The sequence below is a fragment of the Rhodoferax ferrireducens genome (assembly GCF_049302455.1).
Classification (GTDB): Bacteria; Pseudomonadota; Gammaproteobacteria; order Burkholderiales; family Burkholderiaceae_C; genus Rhodoferax; species Rhodoferax ferrireducens_B.
Map to the genome: position 1 here is coordinate 47,786 of NZ_JBAQMD010000040.1, position 19,585 is coordinate 67,370.

At 61.2% G+C, this 19,585-nt stretch carries 14 protein-coding genes; 9 read left to right on the forward strand and 5 right to left on the reverse strand.

The window, feature by feature from the left end; translation table 11 throughout:
- The first annotated feature begins 38 nt into the window (after nucleotides 1–38).
- The 5 genes from WA157_RS07375 to WA157_RS07395 all read left to right on the forward strand — a co-directional run bounded on the left by WA157_RS07375 (nucleotide 39) and on the right by WA157_RS07395 (nucleotide 6,877).
- Nucleotides 39–2,600, forward strand: coding sequence for a PAS domain-containing sensor histidine kinase (locus WA157_RS07375; protein WP_422620333.1), 2,562 nt, complete (start codon nucleotides 39–41; stop codon nucleotides 2,598–2,600).
- Nucleotides 2,597–3,223, forward strand: coding sequence for a response regulator transcription factor (locus WA157_RS07380; RefSeq protein WP_422620334.1), 627 nt, complete (start codon nucleotides 2,597–2,599; stop codon nucleotides 3,221–3,223). The genes WA157_RS07375 and WA157_RS07380 overlap by 4 nt, the downstream gene beginning before the upstream one ends.
- Before the next feature lie 74 nt (nucleotides 3,224–3,297).
- Complete coding sequence (folD, locus tag WA157_RS07385; RefSeq protein ID WP_422620335.1) at nucleotides 3,298–4,161, forward strand: bifunctional methylenetetrahydrofolate dehydrogenase/methenyltetrahydrofolate cyclohydrolase FolD; 864 nt, start codon at nucleotides 3,298–3,300, stop codon at nucleotides 4,159–4,161.
- On the forward strand, nucleotides 4,158–6,197 hold the full coding sequence (locus WA157_RS07390) for a M3 family metallopeptidase (protein ID WP_422620336.1): 2,040 nt from the start codon (nucleotides 4,158–4,160) through the stop codon (nucleotides 6,195–6,197). Before folD ends, WA157_RS07390 begins: the two co-directional genes overlap by 4 nt.
- Before the next feature lie 14 nt (nucleotides 6,198–6,211).
- Entirely contained in the window at nucleotides 6,212–6,877 is a 666-nt protein-coding gene (locus WA157_RS07395; protein ID WP_422620337.1) for a glutaredoxin family protein, read from the forward strand.
- Between the two features lie 47 nt (nucleotides 6,878–6,924).
- Here the strand turns inward: WA157_RS07395 and rpiA are convergent, their stop codons facing one another.
- The gene (gene rpiA / locus WA157_RS07400) at nucleotides 6,925–7,629 is read right to left on the reverse strand and encodes a ribose-5-phosphate isomerase RpiA (protein ID WP_422620338.1); all 705 of its coding nucleotides are present in this window, start codon (nucleotides 7,627–7,629) and stop codon (nucleotides 6,925–6,927) included.
- A 46-nt stretch (nucleotides 7,630–7,675) separates the two neighbouring features.
- Here rpiA and WA157_RS07405 point away from each other — a divergent pair, with 46 nt between their 5' ends.
- The 3 genes from WA157_RS07405 (at nucleotide 7,676) to dnaG (ending at nucleotide 11,609) form a co-directional block, all read left to right on the forward strand.
- Nucleotides 7,676–8,749, forward strand: a complete 1,074-nt coding sequence (locus WA157_RS07405) for a quinone-dependent dihydroorotate dehydrogenase (protein WP_422620339.1) — start codon at nucleotides 7,676–7,678, stop codon at nucleotides 8,747–8,749.
- Nucleotides 8,750–8,857: 108 nt separating this feature from the next.
- Nucleotides 8,858–9,616, forward strand: coding sequence for a 3-hydroxyacyl-CoA dehydrogenase (locus WA157_RS07410; RefSeq protein WP_318665054.1), 759 nt, complete (start codon nucleotides 8,858–8,860; stop codon nucleotides 9,614–9,616).
- Nucleotides 9,617–9,731: 115 nt separating this feature from the next.
- On the forward strand, nucleotides 9,732–11,609 hold the full coding sequence (dnaG, locus tag WA157_RS07415) for a DNA primase (protein WP_422620340.1): 1,878 nt from the start codon (nucleotides 9,732–9,734) through the stop codon (nucleotides 11,607–11,609).
- Nucleotides 11,610–11,641: 32 nt separating this feature from the next.
- Here dnaG and def read toward each other — a convergent pair whose 3' ends face one another.
- The 4 genes from def to smc are packed head-to-tail and all read right to left on the reverse strand — an operon-like array spanning nucleotide 11,642 to nucleotide 18,855.
- On the reverse strand, nucleotides 11,642–12,202 hold the full coding sequence (gene def / locus WA157_RS07420; RefSeq protein ID WP_422620341.1) for a peptide deformylase: 561 nt from the start codon (nucleotides 12,200–12,202) through the stop codon (nucleotides 11,642–11,644).
- Nucleotides 12,189–14,261, reverse strand: coding sequence for an NAD-dependent DNA ligase LigA (gene ligA / locus WA157_RS07425; RefSeq protein WP_422620342.1), 2,073 nt, complete (start codon nucleotides 14,259–14,261; stop codon nucleotides 12,189–12,191). Before ligA ends, def begins: the two co-directional genes overlap by 14 nt.
- A gap of 26 nt (nucleotides 14,262–14,287) precedes the next feature.
- Nucleotides 14,288–15,334 (reverse strand): cell division protein ZipA C-terminal FtsZ-binding domain-containing protein, encoded by a 1,047-nt coding sequence (locus tag WA157_RS07430; RefSeq protein ID WP_422620343.1) that lies wholly within the window; start codon nucleotides 15,332–15,334, stop codon nucleotides 14,288–14,290.
- A 5-nt stretch (nucleotides 15,335–15,339) separates the two neighbouring features.
- Complete coding sequence (gene smc / locus WA157_RS07435; protein ID WP_422620344.1) at nucleotides 15,340–18,855, reverse strand: chromosome segregation protein SMC; 3,516 nt, start codon at nucleotides 18,853–18,855, stop codon at nucleotides 15,340–15,342.
- 268 nt (nucleotides 18,856–19,123) lie between these two features.
- On the opposite strand from smc, the gene WA157_RS07440 reads away from it, so the two are divergent.
- On the forward strand, nucleotides 19,124–19,561 hold the full coding sequence (locus tag WA157_RS07440) for a universal stress protein (protein ID WP_422620345.1): 438 nt from the start codon (nucleotides 19,124–19,126) through the stop codon (nucleotides 19,559–19,561).
- Nucleotides 19,562–19,585: the final 24 nt, after the last annotated feature.

Sequence of the window (19,585 nt, forward strand, 5' to 3'; positions counted from 1 at the left end):
GGCCTTGCGTCAACATGCTGGCATCTACACTCGCCACTATGCCTTCAAGTTCACTTATTCCACTCAGTGGTCCTGAGAAACTCACGCCGCCGGCAAGGTTAAAACGCTGGTGGAAGCGTTTGACGCCGCAACGACAAGACCGGTTTGCCGTGCTGGCACCACTGGTGGCTGTGGTTCTGTTTTTGGCCGCCATCGTGGCGGCATTCGGTTATCTGCGACTGGAGGAAATCGAACGCGAGCAAGAAGCGGTCAATCGGGATGTGGAGTACACGCAGCAGCGTCTGCGGCTGCGGCTGCTGGAGCGCCAGGAACAGCTCATGCGGATCGCGCGTGAGGTTTCCAACCGGGAGCTCGATGCGGACGAGTTCCAGAGCCGGGCCGAGGCGATCGTCAACCAATACCCCGAGTTGGAAAGCCTGAGCTGGATTGACAACCGTCGCAACGTCAAGGCCAGCTTCGGCTCCGTCAGCCTGGCGCCGCACCTGGTTAAAAAAATAGGCAGCACACTGGAGCCAGGCGAATCGGTCAGCAGCTACAACCTGGCGCGCGAACTGCAGCAACCCATTTACGCGATGCACGCGGCAGGTGCCAACAACCCTGCCGTGCTGCAATTGCACATTCCATTCAGTGACCGCGCCCGCTTTTTGGGTGTTCTGCTGGCCGAATACTCCATCGACGGTTTGTTCCGTTATGGCGTGCCCGCCGAGGTGTCCGCCCGTTACGCGGTCTCGTTCCATGATGCCAACGGGGGCTTGCTGGCGGGCACCAGCATCGCGCGGCGCAAACCCGGCGCCCGCCTGCCATGGGACAGCCCGGTCAATGTTTACGAAGTTCCGGTGTCCCCGGTGGGTAATGGCCTCATCATCCGGGCCCAGGCCTACCGAACCTCCCTGGGTGTCGTGGGCAGTGGGCTGTTCTGGCTGGTTAACGCCCTGAGCTTGATGACGGCCTGGATGTTGATTGCCAACTGGCGCCATACCCGCCGGCGGATGCAGGCGCAGCAGGCGCTGATATCGGAAACCAGCTTTCGCCGGGCCATGGAAAACTCCATGCTGACTGGCATGCGCGCGCTCGATTTGCAGGGCCGCATCACCTATGTCAATCCAGCTTTTTGCCGCATGACCGGGTGGAGTGAACCCGACCTGGTGGGGCGAACCGCGCCTTTTGCCTATTGGCCCGATGCCGATATTGATGCCTTGTCTTCACGCCTGCAAGAAGAGCTGGCCGGCAAGATTCAGTCCAGTGGCATCCAGTTCCGGGTCAAGCGCCGCGACGGATCGCTGTTCGAAGCACGCCTCTATGTCTCACCGCTGATTGATGCCCATGGCCTGCAAACCGGCTGGATGACCTCCATGACCGATATCAGTGAACCGAACCGGATCCGGGATCAACTGTCGGCCTCGCATGAACGCTTTACCACGGTGCTCGAAGCGCTGGACGCCTCGATCTCGGTGGCGCCGCTGGGCAGCGACGAGCTGCTGTTCGCCAACAAACTGTACCGGCTGTGGTTTGGAACCGAAGCGGGCGGACATCTGCAACTGGTCGCCGAGGCCGGTGTGCCGGCGACGCCCACCAGTGATGACTCGCTTGACCACGTAGACGCTTTTGCCGGTCTGCCCACCAACTCGCTGCCCGACAGCGATCCTGAAAGTGCCGAGCTGTATGTCGACGCCCTGGGCAAGTGGCTGGAGGTGCGCACCCGTTATTTGAGCTGGGTCGATGGTCGCCTGGCGCAAATGGTGATTGCCACTGACATCACCGCGCGCCGGGTTGCCGAGGAACAATCCGCGGCCCAAATCGAGCGCGCCCAGACCGCCAGCCGCTTGATCACCATGGGTGAGATGGCCTCCAGCGTGGCGCACGAACTCAATCAGCCGCTGACCGCCATCAACAACTACTGCAACGGCATGGTGTCGCGCATCAAGTCGCAGCAAATCAGTGAAGACGAGTTGCTGGGCGCACTGGAAAAAACCGCAAAGCAGGCGCAGCGGGCCGGTCAGATCATTCATCGCATTCGCTCTTTCGTCAAACGCAGCGAGCCCAACCGCTCGCCATCGAACATCGAAAGCATGGTGGACGAAGCGGTGGAATTGGTGGAAATCGAGATGCGCCGGCGCAACGTGCGCCTCACCCACTATGTGGCCCCGCGCCTGCCGGTCCTGCTGGTGGACCCGATTCTGATCGAGCAGGTACTGGTCAACTTGCTTAAAAATGCCGCCGAATCGGTGGATGCCGCCCAGCGGCCCACGGCACAACGCAGTGTGATGTTGCGCGTCGCGCCAACGCAGGTCAATGACAAACCGGTGATTGAATTCGCCGTGCTGGACTCCGGCCAGGGGCTCGCGCCCGAGGTGATGGCGCGGCTGTATGAGGCTTTTCATTCCACCAAAGCCGAAGGCATGGGCATCGGCCTGAGTCTGTGCCGCTCGATTGTGGAATCGCACCTGGGCCGGATGAAAGCCGAGAACCTCTACAATGGCCCCGATCTGACCGGCTGCTGTTTCTCGTTCTGGATTCCCATGATAGAAGTGCTGCCATCGAAGGCACGTCTGCCAGCCGGTCAAGCCAACGACAACCAAGGACACCCAAGTAAAACATGAGTTTGATACCAAAAAAGGGCACGGTTTACGTGGTGGACGACGACGAAGCGGTACGTGACTCGCTTCAATGGCTACTCGAAGGCAAAGACTACCGGGTCCGCTGTTTTGAATCCGGCGAGTCATTTTTAAGCCGTTACGACGCCCGCGAGGTGGCCTGTTTGATCGTGGACATCCGCATGGGTGGCATGACCGGACTGGAGCTGCAAAGTCGTTTGCTGGAGAGCCACTCGCCACTTCCCATTGTCTTCATCACCGGCCACGGCGACGTGCCGATGGCGGTAGACACCATGAAAAAAGGTGCGATGGACTTTATCCAGAAGCCGTTCAAGGAAGATCAACTGGTCACACTGGTCGAGCGCATGCTGGAGCAGGCCAAAGACGCTTTTGCCGACCACCAGAGCGCAGCCAGCCGGGACGCCCTGATGGCGCGTCTGACGCTGCGCGAAGCACAGGTGCTGGAACGCATCGTGGCTGGGCGCCTGAACAAACAGATTGCCGACGACCTGGGCATCAGCATCAAAACGGTGGAGGCGCACCGCGCCAACATCATGGAAAAGCTCAACGCCAATACAGTTGCCGACTTGCTGAAAATTGCTTTGGGACAGACCCCCGCAAAAGCTTAGTGCTATTTATTTTATAGCTGCCCGCCCAGTTCCGATAAGGGCTAGCGGGCTTTTTTACTTATAGGAATGAAATCATGACAACGCAGAAATTCGGTCAGATCATTGATGGTGTCGCCCTCTCTGCCAAGCTGCGTGCCGACGTGGCCACCCGCGTGCAGGCGCTCAAGGCACGCGGCGTGACCCCTGGCCTGGCGGTGATTCTGGTCGGTGAAGACCCGGCCAGCGCCGTGTACGTGCGCAACAAGGTCAAGGCCTGCCAGGACACCGGCGTGCGCTCGGTGTTTGAAAAGTACGAGGCTACTCTGTCCGAGGCCGATCTGTTGGCCCGCATTGCCGCGCTCAATGCCGACCCCAGCATCCACGGCATTCTGGTGCAGATGCCGATCCCCAAACACATCAACCCGCACAAGGTGATTGAAGCGATTTCTGTCACCAAAGACGTGGACGGTTATGCCACCTTGAGCGCCGGTGAATTGATGACCGGGGCGCCTGGCTTTCGGCCCTGCACGCCCTACGGCTGCATGAAGCTGATTGAAACCACCGGCATTGATTTGCGCGGCAAACACGCCGTGGTCATCGGGCGCAGCAACACGGTGGGCAAACCGATGGCGCTGCTGCTGCTGCAAGCCAATGCCACCGTGACCGTGTGCCACAGCGCCACGCTGGACATCGGCTACCACACCCGTCAGGCGGATGTGATCGTCGCCGCTGTGGGCAAGCGCAACGTACTGACCGCCGACATGGTGAAACCTGGCGCGGTCGTGATTGATGTCGGCATGAACCGCAACGATGAAGGCAAGCTGTGTGGCGATGTGGACTTTGCCGGTGTGAAAGAAGTTGCCGGCTTCATTACCCCGGTGCCCGGTGGGGTTGGCCCCATGACCATTACGATGTTGCTGGTCAACACCCTTGAAGCCGCCGAACGCACCACTGCATGAACAATCCCCTGCTCTCTTTTGACGATTTGCCGCTGTTTGACCAGATCAAGCCGGAACACGTGGCGCCCGCCGTCGACCAGTTGCTGGCCGCTGCCGGCGCCGCACTGACGAGCGTCACCGCTCCGGATTTTCCGGCGCGCTGGAGCGACATTGCCCGTGTGCTGGATGTCGCCACTGAAAAGCTGGGGCGTGCCTGGGGCGCCGTGAGCCACTTGAACAGCGTGGCCGACACGCCCGAGCTGCGCGCCGCCTACAACGAGGCACTGCCCAAAATCACCGAGTTTTTTACCCGCCTGGGAGCCGATGAGCGCTTGTATGCCAAGTACAAAGCGATTGACCCGACTTCACTGGATGCAGAGCAGCGCCAGGCCCACAAAAACGCGCTGCGCAATTTTGTGCTGGGCGGCGCGGAACTGGCGGGTGCCGACCGCGAGCGCTTTGCCGCCATCCAGGAGCGCCAGGCCGAACTGGGCCAAAAGTTCAGCGAGAACGCGCTGGACGCGACCGACGCCTTTGCCTACTACGCCCAGGCGTCTGAACTCGACGGTGTGCCCGATGACGTGCAGCAGGCCGCCTTGACCGCGGCACAAGCAGAAGGCAAAGAAGGCTACAAGCTGACGCTCAAAATGCCGTGCTATTTGCCGGTGATGCAGTTTGCCCGTAAGAGCGCCCTGCGCGAGAAGCTGTACCGTGCCTATGTCACACGCGCCTCGGATCAGGCCGACCCCCAAACGCGCCAATTCGACAACTCGGCCCTGATCAGCGAAATGCTGGCCTTGCGGCTGGAGGAAGCCAAGTTGCTGGGCTACCGCAATTTTGGCGAACTCTCGGTTGTGCCCAAAATGGCCGAATCGCCTGAGCATGTGGTTACCTTTTTGCGCGACCTGGCAAGCAAAGCGCGGCCATTCGCCGAGCAAGACCTGGCCGACCTGCGCGAGTTCGCCACCCAACAGCTGAGCCTGCCCGACCCGCAGGCCTGGGACTGGCCCTATGTGAGCGAAAAGCTCAAGGAAGCGCGCTACGCCTTCAGCGAGCAGGAAGTCAAGCAGTACTTTCCGGCGCCCAAAGTGTTGGCGGGGCTGTTCAAAATTGTGGAGACGCTGTTTGACGTCAACATCCGGGAAGACCATGCGCCGGTATGGAATGCCGGTGTCAAGTTCTACCGGATCGAGCGCGCAGGCAATCTTGTCGGCCAGTTCTACCTGGACCCTTCAGCGCGTACCGGAAAGCGCGGCGGCGCCTGGATGGACGACGTGCGCTCTCGCTGGTTGCGCCCCGACACGCATCAATTGCAGACGCCGGTGGCGCATCTGGTGTGCAACTTTGCCGAAGGCGTGGGCGACAAACCGGCGCTGCTGACACACGACGATGTCACCACCCTGTTTCATGAATTTGGCCACGGCTTGCATCACCTGCTGTCGCAGGTCAACGAGCGCGACGTGTCCGGCATCAGCGGCGTGGAGTGGGACGCGGTGGAGTTACCCAGCCAGTTCATGGAAAACTTCTGCTGGGAGTGGGACGTGCTGCGCCACATGAGCGCGCATGTCGATACCGGCGCGCCGCTGCCGCGCGCGCTGTTTGACAAGATGCTGGCGGCGAAGAACTTCCAGAGTGGCATGCAGACGCTGAGGCAAATCGAGTTTTCGCTCTTTGACATGTTGCTGCACACGGCGCACGATCCCGCGCTTGACTTGATGCCTCTGTTGAACCAGGTACGGGCCGAAGTGGCGGTGCTGCAACCACCGGATTGGAGCCGCACGGCCCACACCTTCAGCCATATTTTTGCCGGTGGCTACGCCGCCGGTTACTACAGCTACAAATGGGCCGAGGTTTTGAGTGCCGATGCCTACGCCGCTTTTGAAGAAACAGTGGGCCAGGACGGTTTACCCAACGTGGAGACAGGCCGAAAATACCGCCAAGCCATTCTGGAAGCCGGTGGCAGCCGCCCGGCCATTGAGTCGTTCATGGCGTTTCGCGGGCGCGCGCCCAATCTGGATGCCTTGCTGCGGCATCAAGGCATGTCCGGAAAAAAGTAAAGCGAGTGCCCAACATGAAAAATAGCATCCATCAAATCAACCCAAAAACATGGGGCGCCACTGCCGCCATTGGTGCGGCGCTGTTGCTGGCGGCGGGCCTGGCGCAGGCCCAGACGATTTATCGCGTCGTGGGGCCGGACGGCAAAGTGACGTTTTCTGACAAACCCCCGGTCGCTGCGGCCAACGTGACCGCTACCGAGGCGGGCGGCAAGGCTGTGGGCACCAGCGCGCCCGCGCTGCCGTTTGAGTTGCGGCAAGTGGTCAGCCAATACCCGGTCACGCTTTACACCTCCAGCAATTGCGCCCCCTGTGGATCGGGTCGCGCGCTGCTCAGCAGTCGCGGCATTCCATTCACCGAGAAAACCGTCAATACGGCCGAAGATAGCGATGCGCTGCAACGCATCAGTGGTGAGAACTCGCTGCCCTTTCTGACCATTGGCGGCCAGCAAATCAAGGGGTTCTCTGATTCGGAGTGGACTCAATTTTTGAATGCCGCAGGTTATCCCAAGGCATCCGTGCTGCCCAGCGCCTACCGCAATCCGGCCACAACACCCTTGGTTGTGGTCCAAAAACAGGTTCCCGCGGCCAAAGCTGAGGAGAATCAGAATCAGCCCCAATCGTCAGCGCCAAGCCAGGCGCCGGTGGACAACCCCTCCAATCCGGCAGGTATCAAGTTTTAGGTCTTGATCAGTTGAGGACAGGGCTAACGATCTGTCCCGCAAAAGTATCAGAAGGTCAAGGTCTTGACCCCTTGGGCCGTGCCCAAGAGGCACACCTGGGCCTTTTGAAAGGCAAAAACACCCACCGTCACCACCCCCGGCCACTGACTGACCAGCGTCTCGAAGGCCAGCGGGTCGCTTATCTGTAATCCGGTCACGTCCAGGAGAATCTGACCGTTGTCCGTCACCAGCGGCTGATCGCCTTTGAGACGCACCTGCGCCCGGCCCCCCAGCGCAGCAAACTGCTGAGTGATCCGCTGCGCCGCCATGGGAATGATCTCGACCGGCAAGGGATACCGGCCCAGGGTCTGAACCAGCTTGGACTCATCGGCAATGCAGACGAATTGGTTGGCGAGCGCCGCCACAATCTTCTCGCGCGTAAGCGCTGCCCCACCGCCTTTGATCATGTTGCCGTGGCCGTCGATCTCATCGGCGCCATCGATATAAACCGATAACTCGCTCACCTCATTGGCATCAAAGACAGGAATGCCCAAGGCCTTCAAGCGCAGGGTACTGGCTTCAGAACTGGAGACGGCACCCTTGATCAGATGCTTCATGCTGGCCAGGGCATCAATGAACTTGTTGACGGTTGAACCGGTGCCCACGCCAACGATTTCGCCCGGCGCCACGTACTGCAGCGCGGCCTGGCCGACCAGGGTTTTGAGTTCGTCTTGCGAAAGCGCGCCGGCAGATTGGGAAACAGGGTTTGTCATCAGTGAAAATCAGGTCAGTTAAAAAATACGATGCAGGAATTATCCAATGGCTCTCCTCCCTTACGCCCTCGCCCGCCCTTTTTTATTTAGCCTGGACCCGGAGACGGCCCATGAGTTGACCGTGCGTGCGCTGGCGCTGACCCAAGGGACTCCGTTGCAACTGGCCTATGGCAGCAGCCGGGTGAATGACCCGATCACGCTGGCCGGCCTGACTTTCCCGAACCGGGTTGGGCTGGCCGCCGGGTTGGACAAAAATGCCCGCTGCATCGACGGTCTGGGCGCCATGGGTTTTGGTTTTGTCGAGGTCGGCACCGTCACGCCCCTGGCCCAGCCGGGCAACCCCAAACCGCGCCTGTTTCGCCTGCCCCAGGCGCAGGCGCTGATCAACCGGTTCGGGTTTAACAACGAGGGCTTGGCCAGCTTTATGGCGAATGTCAAGAATTCAGACTTCTATCGCCAGCGCCAGAACCCCACTTTGCCGAGGAAGCAGCGGCCCTTGTTGCTGGGCCTGAACATCGGCAAGAACGCAGCCACACCGATTGAGCGTGCCACCGAGGACTATCTGACCTGTCTGGACGGGGTCTACCCGTATGCGGACTACGTCGCCGTCAACATTTCAAGCCCCAACACCAGGAACCTGCGTTCACTGCAAAGCGATGAAGCGCTCGACAGCCTGCTGGGCGCTATCGCGCAGCGGCGCCAAGCCTTGGCCGCGCAACATGGCAAGCAGACCCCCATTTTTGTCAAGATTGCACCCGACCTGGATGCCTCGCAAGTGGACGTGATTGCGGCCACCTTGAGGCGCCATGGCATGGACGGCGTGATCGCGACCAACACCACGCTCAGCCGGGACGCCGTGCAGGGTCTGGCGCACGCCGATGAAACGGGCGGCCTGTCGGGTGCGCCGGTGCTGGCCATGAGCAACCGCGTGATCGGACAGCTGCGCGCCGCTTTGGGGCCGGGCTTTCCCATCATTGGTGTCGGCGGCGTGATGAGCGCCGATGACGCGGTGAGCAAAATCAGGGCTGGCGCCGATCTGGTGCAAATCTATACCGGCCTGATTTACCACGGCCCCAAGCTGGTGAAACAAGCCGCGGCACTGATCAAGACCAGCTGCTGAAGGCTTGCGGCAAGCGTCCGATCGATTGGCGACGCCCGAAGAAATTGACGCTGGCGTCGATGCGTCATAATTGACGTTTACGTTAACGTCAATTGCAAGGAGATTCACATGGACATCGCAGGTAAGGTTTTCATCGTCACCGGTGGCGCGTCAGGTTTGGGCGAGGGCACCGCCCGCATGCTGGCGGCCAAGGGCGGCAAAGTGGTCATCGCCGATATGCAGGTTGAAAAAGGCGAAGCCATTGCCAAGGACATTGGCGGTGCTTTCGTCAAATGCGATGTCAGCCAGGAAGCCGATGGCCAGGCCGTGGTCGCCAAGGCTGTTTCCATGGGCAAGCTCATGGGCCTGGTCAACTGCGCGGGCATTGCCCCGGCCGAGAAGACCGTGAACAAGAATGGTGCGCACAACCTGGCTGTTTTCACCAAGTGCATTACCGTCAATTTGATCGGCAGTTTCAACATGATTCGCCTGGCGGCTGACGCCATGTGCAAGAACGAACCCGAAGCCACCGGCGAGCGCGGCGTGCTGATTTCCACCGCATCGGTGGCCGCCTATGACGGCCAGATCGGCCAGGCCGCCTACAGTGCGTCCAAGGGTGGCATTGTCGGCATGACGTTGCCGATCGCACGCGACCTGGCGCGCAACGGCATTCGCAACATGACCATCGCACCCGGTATTTTTGGCACCCCCATGATGTTCGGCATGCCTCAGGAAGTGCAGGACTCGCTGGCCGCCAGCGTGCCCTTTCCCTCGCGGCTGGGCACACCGCTGGACTACGCCAAGCTGGCGCAGCACATTTTCGAGAATGACATGCTCAATGGTGAAGTCATCCGGCTCGACGGCGCCATTCGCCTGGCACCGCGCTAAATTTCATGCGCCCACCACGGGCGCCCCTGTCAGGCAGCCGGACCCCGGCCCCTGAATGCCGGGTGATCGACCGCTAAAACCAGCCGGTCGATCCCCGTGTTTCTACAATCGCTGCATGTCCATTCCCCAGACCTTTATTCAGGAGTTGCTCGCACGCGCTGACGTGGTGGAGATCGTGGGCCGTTATGTGCAGCTTAAAAAGGGCGGCGCCAACTTCATGGGCCTGTGCCCGTTTCACGGGGAAAAGTCACCCTCCTTCTCGGTCAGCCCGAGCAAGCAGTTTTATCACTGCTTTGGCTGCGGCAAAAACGGCGATGCCATCAGTTTCTTGATGGAGCACGCGGGCATGACCTTTGTGGAGGCGGTGCAGGACCTGGCCCAGCAATACGGTCTGCAAGTGCCTGAGGACGACGCCAGCCCGCAGGACCGGGCGCGCGCGCTTGAGCAGCGGCAAAAGCAGACCACCTTGACCGACGTGCTCGAAAGAGCAAGCGATGCCTATAGAAAACATCTGAAGGAGTCCACCAAAGCGAAGGATTACTTCAAGGGTCGCGGCCTGTCGGGTGAAATTGCCAAACAGTTCGGCTTGGGCTACGCGCCCGAGGGTTGGCGCAGTCTGGCCAGCGTCTTCCCGAACTATGACGATCCGCTGCTGGTCGAAAGCGGTCTGGTGATCCTGAATGTTGACGAGAATTCGAGTGAAGAAAAGCGCTACGACCGTTTTCGCGACCGGGTCATGTTCCCGATCCGCAACGTCAAGGGCGAATGTATTGGTTTTGGTGGCCGGGTGCTGGGCGACGACAAGCCCAAATACCTCAACTCACCGGAAACCCCTGTTTTCAGCAAGGGACGTGAACTGTACGGCCTGTTTGAAGCCCGCAACGCGCTCCACGAGCAGGGCTACGCGCTGGTGACCGAAGGTTACATGGATGTGGTGGCGCTGGCCCAACTCGGTTTCTCCAACGCCGTGGCCACGCTGGGCACCGCCTGCACGGCAGAGCATCTGCACAAGCTGTTTCGCTTTACCGATGCCGTGGTGTTCAGTTTTGATGGCGATAGCGCCGGCCGGCGCGCTGCACGCAAGGCGCTCGATGGCGCCCTGCCCTTTGCCACCGATGTGCGCAGCGTCAAGTTCCTGTTTTTGCCCCCCGAACACGATCCCGACAGCTTCATCCGGGAATTTGGCAAGGAAGCCTTCGCGCGCTATGTGAGCGAAGCCGTCCCCTTGAGCCGCTTTTTGATTGACGCGGCGCGCGAGGGCTGCGACCTGAACACGGCTGAAGGCCGCGCCCACTTCGCCAGCAATGCCAAACCGCTGTGGCTGCTGCTGCCCGATGGTGCCCTGAAACTGCAGTTGCTGAGCGAAATTGCCGACCTGGTGCAGTTGTCGAGTCGTGAATTGACCGAGGTGTGGAACCCCGCAACCGCAGGCAAGGGCCATGCAAAATCAAAAGCCTATGAAAAACATAGCGCATCACCCAATGAATACGGGGGCTACAGCCAGAATTCATCTAAAAAACCGCCACCACGTCCGCGTCCAGGTGGCCGCGTTCGGCCCACCAGCCGGGCTGACTACGCCGCCCGTCTTTTGCTCGGTGACATGGCCGCGCTTGAAGTCCTGTCGGCCGAAGACCACACCCTGCTGTGTGACTTGCCGGAACCGCACGGACCGCTTTTTGTGTGGCTGGAAAACCAGCTGCATGAACACGGCCCGCAAGCCTGGGTGGCGCTGCGTGAAGGCCTGCGCGGGCGCCAGGAGGAAGAACTCGCCGTTCGGCTCATGACCGGCTACGAGCTGGCCGGCCCGCTGGAGAGCGATGAATCCAGCAAGGAACTGCGTGACCTGCTTAACCGCATGCTGGTTGAAAAGCTCAAAGTGCAGGAAACCGAGGCCATCCAGGCGGCCAAAGCGGACCCGGGCGCACTGCAACGCTACCGCGAGCTGCAGGCGCGTCGCTTCAAACTCGAATCGGTGCCGACTCGCTCTGAATAAGCGGGCCTGGCGCACAGCGGGCGCGCTGCAGCTCAGTCGTCCTGCCCGGCATCCAGCCCCGGAAAAAGAACGTCGGTAAAACCAAAGCGGCTGAAGTCGCGCACCCGCATCGGGTACAGCTTGCCGATCAAATGGTCACACTCGTGCTGCACCACGCGGGCATGGAAACCCTCCACTGTGCGGTCGATCGGGTCGCCATACTGGTCGAACCCGGTATAGCGAATACGGGCAAACCGCGGCACCATGGCACGCAGGCCCGGCACGGAGAGGCAGCCTTCCCAGTCTTCAACCTGCAGCGGCGTCGCGTCACTTTCTGACTGCGGCAACGGTGTAATCACAGGGTTGAGCAAGACGGTTTGAGGCACCACCGGCGCCTGCGGATAACGCGGATTGCGGGCGTTGGAGCCAAAAATCACCAGTTGCAGGTCGACCCCGATTTGCGGCGCCGCCAGCCCGGCACCATCGGCCGCCAGCATGGTGTCGAGCATGTCCGAGATCAGCAGATGCAATTCGTCCGTATCGAACAGGGTCACGGGCGGTGCGATGCGCAGCAAGCGTGGATCGCCCATTTTCAGAATTTCACGAATGGCCATTTAGCAACTCCTTCAAACCGGCTTCATCCAACACGGCAACGCCCAGTTCCTGCGCCTTGGTGAGCTTGCTGCCCGCCTCAGCGCCCGCCACGACAAAAGTGGTTTTCTTGCTGACCGAACCCGCCACCTTGCCGCCGGCGGCCTCGATCAGGTCTTTGGCCTCATCGCGGCTCATGCTGGGCAGGGTGCCGGTGATGACGAAGGTTTTACCTGTGAGTGGCGTCGGGGTGACCGGCGCCGGTGGACCCTCTTGCCAGGTCACGCCACAGGCGCGCAGTTGCTCCACCACCTCGCGGTTGTGCGGCTGGTCGAAAAATGTGCGCAGGCTTTGCGCCACGATGGGGCCAATGTCGTTGACCTGCAGCAGTTGCTCCAGAGAAGCGTCCATCACGGCGTCCAGGCTGCCAAAGTGCCGCGCCAGTTCCTTGGCGGTGGCCTCGCCCACATGGCGAATGCCCAATCCGAACAGAAAGCGCGGCAGCGTGGTCTGCTTCGATTTCTCCAACGCTTGCAGGATGTTCTGCGCCGATTTGTCGGCCATCCGGTCCAGACTGGCCAGCGCGGTCAGGCCCAGCCGGTACAGGTCCGGCAGGATGCGAATAACGTGGCCCTCAACCAGCTGATCAACCAGCTTTTCGCCCAGCCCTTCCACCTCGACCGCCCGGCGCTGGGCAAAGTGCAGGATCGCCTGCTTGCGTTGGGCGCTGCAAAACAGCCCGCCGGTACAGCGGTAGTCAACTTCACCTTCTTCGCGCACGGCGGCGCTGCCGCACACCGGACACCGGCGCGGCATGGAGAACTCTGTTGCGCCGGGCTGACGCTTGTCCAACAACACCGAAACCACTTCGGGAATCACGTCGCCGGCACGACGCACGATGACCGTGTCGCCCACGCGCACATCCTTGCGCCGCGCCTCGTCTTCGTTGTGCAGGGTGGCGTTGGTGACCGTGACACCGCCCACAAACACCGGCGCCAGCTTGGCCACCGGCGTGAGCTTGCCGGTGCGCCCCACCTGCACGTCGATGTCGAGCACGGTGGTGAACTGCTCCTGGGCCGGGAACTTGTGCGCCACCGCCCAGCGCGGCTCGCGCGTCACAAAGCCCATGCGGCGCTGCAGCGCCAGGTTGTTGACCTTGTAGACCACGCCGTCAATGTCAAACGGCAGCGCGTCACGCTGGCGTGCTATCGATTCGTAATATGCTACTAATTCAGTAGCACCTTGTGCAATACCGACGAGGGCTGACACCGGAAAACCCCATATTTTCAGAGCCTGCAACAGCTCATAATGTGTTCCAAACGCGGGGCCACCCGCCTGCTCTGGTGTGACCTCACCCAAGCCATAGGCAAAGAAGCTCAAGGGGCGCTGGGCGGCAATAGCCGGGTCCAGCTGGCGCACCGCACCGGCGGCGGCGTTGCGCGGGTTGACGAAGGTTTTTTGGCCCCGCTCCCGCTGATTCTGGTTCAGCGTTTCAAAGTCGTCGCGGCGCATGTAGACCTCGCCCCGCACCTCCAGGATCGGCGGCACGTCAGCCGGTAGCCGCAGGGGAATTTGGCCGATGGTGCGGACATTTTGGGTGACGTCCTCCCCCACTTCGCCGTCGCCGCGCGTGGCCGCCTGCACCAAGACCCCAGATTCATAACGCAAGTTCATGGCCAGACCGTCAAACTTGGGTTCGGCCACGTACGCCACGGCGGGGGCAGCCTCGTCCAACCCCAGTTCCCGCCGCACGCGAGTGTCAAAATTGCGCGCACCACTGGCCTCGGTGTCGGTTTCAGTGCGAATGCTCAGCATGGGCACGGCGTGGCGCACGCTGGCAAACTGTTCCAAAGCTCGCCCACCGACACGCTGGGTGGGCGAGTCTGGCGTGATCAGCTCCGGATGTTGTGCCTCGATCGCCTGCAACTCCTGAAACATGCGGTCGTACTCTGCATCCGGAATGGTCGGCGCGTCCTCCACGTAATAGTGATGAGCGTGTTCATGCAGTGTGCGCCTGAGCTGCGCCACATGGGCAGGATCAGGCAGCAGCGCCTCGGGTGGGAACAAATCGTTCGTTGCCATCAGGTGAGCGGCCAGGAAACCAGCATTCAGGAAAAAAGGCGTCGCGCCAGCGCCGACCCGGCGGACAGATCACGCTGATCCAGCGTGTCGTACAACTGTTCAAGTTCGGCGCCAATCATGTCCATCGCCTCAGGCGCAAGAGGCTGGCCGTTGTCATCGGTCACCACGCCGTCCATGCTGTCTGCCAGCGCCAGGGCGGCCTCGCGCATGCGCTCAAAGGCGCGCTCGCTGCGGTCAACCTGCGCCACGTCCAGGCTGATCGCCACATCGCGAATTGCTGATTGGGCCGGGTCGTCCGCGAGCGCCGCCTGGGTGTCAAAACTCAGGCCCAGCACCGGCGGCATACCGGCAACGCTGGCGGGCACGACCATACGCCCAGGAATGACGCCCGCCACAAAACCCAGGCGCGCCGCATTTTGCTGCACATAGCCCGGGCTCCAGGCCGCATGGCGAGCGCGCAACACAAAGCCCAACTGGGCGTCGTGGTCGCTGGCAAACTGGTCCAGTTCGCGCGCCCGGGCCACCTCTTCGCGCATCTCGGGAAAATCAGGCGAGCCATTGATGGCGTCGCAGAAAGCCTGGGTTTTCATCACAAACTCGGAGTATTCAATCTCGTTGAGTGCGCCCGACCGGTTGGCCAGTTGCACACCGGCCTGAAACAGAGAATAGCGCTGGCCGGCCAGCGGCATCTCCCAACGCTGTCCAGTTTCATTAAACCCTTCGATGGAAAACGGCTTGCTGCCAGCCCGTCGCGTTGGCGGCATGGCGGCCAACGCGGCATCGCCCGAGATCAGGCACTCCAGCGCAATCGGCGCGATGACATCGATCAAGGCGTCCATGGATGCGCGTTTTTCCACTAACGGCAATGGAAAACTCGCCACATCAAACGCGGCTGCATCCAGCCCGGGTTCAATGCCCGCGCCGACCTGAGATTCAATGGCGGGTCCATCGCCGGGGTCGCTGGGTGCAGCCTGGCGCGGCTGGTTCTTGCGCGCCGACCAAGCCGCGTGTGCGGCCATGGCCGCCAGCACCAAGCCGCCCAGAACGGCCAAACCAATTTGTAAATTACTCATGACCATCAGGCAAGCTCCGCCATCGAGATGGCTGCATCCATATCCACCGCCACGATGCGCGACACACCTTGTTCCTGCATCGTGACACCAATCAGTTGCTTGGCCATTTCCATGGCGATCTTGTTGTGGCTGATGAACAGGAACTGGGTTTCTTTACTCATGCTGGACACCAGCTTGGCATAACGCTCGGTGTTGGCATCGTCCAGCGGCGCATCGACCTCGTCGAGCAGGCAGAACGGCGCCGGATTCAGCTGGAAAATCGCAAACACCAGCGCAATGGCCGTCAGCGCTTTTTCACCGCCAGAGAGCAAATGAATGGTCTGATTTTTCTTGCCCGGCGGCTGGGCGATGACCTGCACACCCGAGTCCAGAATTTCTTCGCCGGTGATCACCAGCCGGGCATTGCCACCGCCGAACAGCTCGGGGAACATCCTGCCAAAGTGCTCGTTGACGGCGTTGAACGTGCCCGACAACAACTCGCGGGTTTCAGCGTCAATCTTCTTGATGGCGTCCTCCAGCGTGGTCATGGCCTCAACGAGGTCGGCATTTTGCGCATCCAGAAAATCCTTGCGCTCACTGGCCGCCGCCAACTCGTCGAGAGCGGCCAGGTTAACCGCCCCCAAAGCCGCGATGTCGCGGTTGAGGCGGTCAATCTCGCCTTGCATGCCGCCCAGACGCACATTGCCGTCGGCCAGGGATTTTGCCACCGCCTCCAGATCGGCCTGCGCGTCGGTGAGCAACTGGGTGTACTGCTCATAGCCCAGGCGCGCGGCCTGCTCCTTGAGCTGAAATTCGGTAATGCGCTGGCGCAAGGGGTCGAGCTCGCGCTCCAGTTGCAGACGGCGCTCGTCGCTGGCGCGCAGCTTGGCGGTCAGGTCGTCGTATTCGCTGCGCTTGGCACCCAGCGACTGCTCGCGCTCCAGCTTGGCCGCCAAGGCATTCTGTAGACCACCCTGGGCCGCGGCATCGTTCAGGCGCGCCAATTCCTCATGGGCTCTTTGGGCTTCAGCCCTGACGGACTCTGCCTGTTGTGCTGCAGTTTCGATAGCACGCGACAGCTCGGCCTTGCGCGCGTCGAGGCTGCGCATGGAAAATACCGCTTCCTGCGACTGACGCTCCAGACTGCGCTGCTGCTCGCGGCACTCGCTCAACTTGCGTTCGGCCCCCATCACGCGCTCGTCGAGCTGGGCATGGCGTTCCTGGGTGTCGGCCAGCTGCATGTCCAGCTCTTCAAAGCGCGCCTCCAAGGTCACGCGGCGCTCCTGCAAGTCAGCCAACTGGGCGTCGACTTCGGCCAGGTCAGCGGCAATTTGCGCACTGCGCACCCGGGCCTGGTCTGCCAATTGCGTCAAGCGCAGAGTTTCCACCTGCAACTCATGCGCCCGGCTTTGGCTCTCGGCCGCTTCACGACGCACGGCCACCAAGCGCTGCGACGCATCGGCGTAGGCCGCCTCGGCGCGTACCTGTGCTGAGCGCGCTTCCTCGCTGATCAAAGCCTGTGCCCGCAGCTGCTTCTCCAGGTTTTCAATTTCCTGAGCGCGGGCCAGCAAGCCGGCCTGCTCCGAGTCGGGTGCGTAAAAACTCACGCTGTGGGCGCCCACGGCATGGCCGGTCTTCACAAAAATCGTCTCGCCCGGCTGCAACTGGTCGCGGCTGGCCAGGGCGTCTTCAAAACTGGCGGCGGTGAAGCAGCCTTGCAGCCAGTCCGTCAAGACGGCTCTTTGACCGGCATCGTTGATGCGCAGCAAATCGGACAGGCGCGGCAATACGGCGGCCTTCTCGGGCATTGCGGCCAGCGGTGGGCTGTAAAACGCCAGCTTGGCGGGCGGAGCGTCATTGCCAAAGGCGCGCACCATCTCCAGGCGCGACACCTCCAGCGCACCCAGGCGCTCGCGCAAGGCCCCTTCCAGGGCATTTTCCCAACCCTGCTCGATGTGAATACGGTTCCACAAACCCTGCAAGCTGTCCAGCCCATGTTTGGCCAGCCAGGGCTGCAGCTTGCCGTCGGTTTTGACCTTTTCCTGCAAGGCCTTGAGCGCTTCCATGCGGGCTGACAAATCAGCCTGCCGGGCTGATTCAGTATTGACGGCCTGTTGCTGCTGGCGCCGGTCGTCGTCCAGTTGCGGCACGGTCTCCTGCAACTCGTGCAGGCGGGCCTCGGCAATGCTGGCCGTCTCCTGGGCTTGATCGAGCTGGCTTTGCAGATTGAGCAGCCGGGCCTCATCGGGCGCGGCCAAGGCATTGCGATCCGCGCTCAGGCGTTCGCGGCGCGTGGTGAGCTGGCGCGCTTGCTCCTCGATGCTGCGCTGGTCAGCGGCGAGCACCTGAATTTGCTGCTGCACCTGGCCCACACTGGCGCGCTGCTCGTTCGCGCCTTTCTGCGCCAGCCGCAAAGCCTCTTCTAGATCGGGCAATTGCTGGGCCTGGTCTTCCACCTGGGCGGCCAGCAGCTCGGTTTTCTCTTCCCCGACCATGGCCAGTTCCAGCAGGTTTTCTATTTCTGCCTGCGCGTCATCCTTGCGGGTGGCCCATTGGGCAGTCTGCTCCTTGAGGGTGATCAGGCGCTGCTCGACCCGGTGGCGGCCTTCCACCACAAAACGGATCTCGGCTTCCAGCCGCCCGACCTCGGTACTGGCCTCGTACAACAGGCCCTGCGCCTGGTTGACCTGGTCGCCCGCCGCATAGTGGGCCTGGCGCACGATCTCCAGCTCGGCCTCGATGTGGCGCAAATCGGCCACCCGGCTCTCCAGCGCATTGACCGCGCCTTGCGCGTCCGCCTTGACCTTGGCCTGATCGGCCTCGGACTCGGTGCGCTTGAGAAACCAGAGTTGATGCTGCCTGAGTGTGACGTCAGCCGTGAGCGCGTTGTACTTCTTGGCGACCTCGGCCTGCTTTTCCAGTTTTTCCAGATTGGCGTTGAGCTCGCGCAGGATGTCTTCCACCCGCGTCAGGTTTTCACGTGTATCCGAGAGGCGGTTTTCAGTTTCGCGGCGGCGTTCCTTGTACTTGGATACACCGGCGGCCTCTTCCAGAAACAGGCGCAACTCTTCGGGCTTGGATTCGATGATGCGGCTGATGGTGCCCTGGCCGATGATGGCGTAGGCGCGCGGCCCCAGCCCGGTGCCCAGGAAGACGTCCTGCACGTCACGACGGCGCACCGGCAGGTTATTGATGAAGTAGCTGCTGGTGCCGTCGCGCGTGAGCACCCGCTTGACGGCAATCTCGCCGAACTGGTTCCACTGGCCGCCGGCGCGGTGGTCGGCATTGTCAAACACCAATTCCACGCTGGCGCGGCTGGCCGGTTTGCGGGTGTTGGTGCCATTGAAAATGACGTCCTGCATCGACTCGCCACGCAGTTCCGACGCCTTGGACTCGCCCAGCACCCAGCGCACCGCATCCATGATGTTGGATTTGCCGCAGCCATTGGGACCGACCACGCCCACCAGCTGCCCCGGCAGCATGAAATTGGTGGGCTCGGCGAAAGACTTGAACCCGGATAACTTGATTGAATTAAGACGCACAGGAATCGTTGACGCTAGCTTGAGTTAATTTGAGGGGCGAGCAGTCTACCTTCCAAGCAGCCCGCTCGGACATTGCCATGATACCTTGTCAGTTTCCGCAAAAAATATCTGCTGGCAACCTTGGTGAACGGTTATCGTGATAGCCTTGATGAGTTGCATTTGCAGGCCGGATCGCACAGGAAACGTCAATTATTTGATATCGGTCATGTTTTTTAAGATGAGTCGATCGGACACTTGGTATCGTTGATATTAATAAGGAGTTTTCATCATGTTCAAGCACATACTCGTTCCAGTGGATGGTTCACCGACAGCACAGCTGGCGGTTGAAAAGGCAATCCAGCTGGCCAAGGCCTTTGACAGCCGGGTCTCTACGATTTTCGTGATTGATCCCTACCCGTTCACCGGGGTTGGAACCGATTTTGCTTATGGTCAGGCTGAGTATCTGAGTGCTGCGACCGCCGAGGCCAATGCGGCCGTGAAGGCCGCAAAAGCTGCGTTCATGGACGCGGGCGTCAGCGTGGAAGCTTCCGTGATTGAATCTCACACTGCTTGGCGCGGCGTGGTGAAGGCCGCTGAGTCAATGCAAGCCGATTTGATCGTCATGGGATCACATGGACGCAGCGGGCTTGAAAAACTGGTGCTCGGCAGCGTCACGCAAGCCGTACTGTCGCACACCAAACTCCCTGTGCTCGTCGTGCGGGACTGAAAGCGGAAGGAGGCTTAACCGGCC

Excerpts from the sequence above, each read along its gene's own strand:
- WA157_RS07375 (WP_422620333.1), top strand. The coding sequence starts at position 39 with ATGCCTTCAAGTTCACTTATTCCACTCAGTGGTCCTGAGAAACTCACG.
- WA157_RS07380 (WP_422620334.1), top strand. The coding sequence starts at position 2,597 with ATGAGTTTGATACCAAAAAAGGGCACGGTTTACGTGGTGGACGACGAC.
- folD (WP_422620335.1), top strand. The coding sequence starts at position 3,298 with ATGACAACGCAGAAATTCGGTCAGATCATTGATGGTGTCGCCCTCTCT.
- WA157_RS07390 (WP_422620336.1), top strand. The coding sequence starts at position 4,158 with ATGAACAATCCCCTGCTCTCTTTTGACGATTTGCCGCTGTTTGACCAG.
- WA157_RS07395 (WP_422620337.1), top strand. The coding sequence starts at position 6,212 with ATGAAAAATAGCATCCATCAAATCAACCCAAAAACATGGGGCGCCACT.
- rpiA (WP_422620338.1), bottom strand. The coding sequence starts at position 7,629 with ATGACAAACCCTGTTTCCCAATCTGCCGGCGCGCTTTCGCAAGACGAA.
- WA157_RS07405 (WP_422620339.1), top strand. The coding sequence starts at position 7,676 with ATGGCTCTCCTCCCTTACGCCCTCGCCCGCCCTTTTTTATTTAGCCTG.
- WA157_RS07410 (WP_318665054.1), top strand. The coding sequence starts at position 8,858 with ATGGACATCGCAGGTAAGGTTTTCATCGTCACCGGTGGCGCGTCAGGT.
- dnaG (WP_422620340.1), top strand. The coding sequence starts at position 9,732 with ATGTCCATTCCCCAGACCTTTATTCAGGAGTTGCTCGCACGCGCTGAC.
- def (WP_422620341.1), bottom strand. The coding sequence starts at position 12,202 with ATGGCCATTCGTGAAATTCTGAAAATGGGCGATCCACGCTTGCTGCGC.
- ligA (WP_422620342.1), bottom strand. The coding sequence starts at position 14,261 with ATGGCAACGAACGATTTGTTCCCACCCGAGGCGCTGCTGCCTGATCCT.
- WA157_RS07430 (WP_422620343.1), bottom strand. The coding sequence starts at position 15,334 with ATGAGTAATTTACAAATTGGTTTGGCCGTTCTGGGCGGCTTGGTGCTG.
- WA157_RS07440 (WP_422620345.1), top strand. The coding sequence starts at position 19,124 with ATGTTCAAGCACATACTCGTTCCAGTGGATGGTTCACCGACAGCACAG.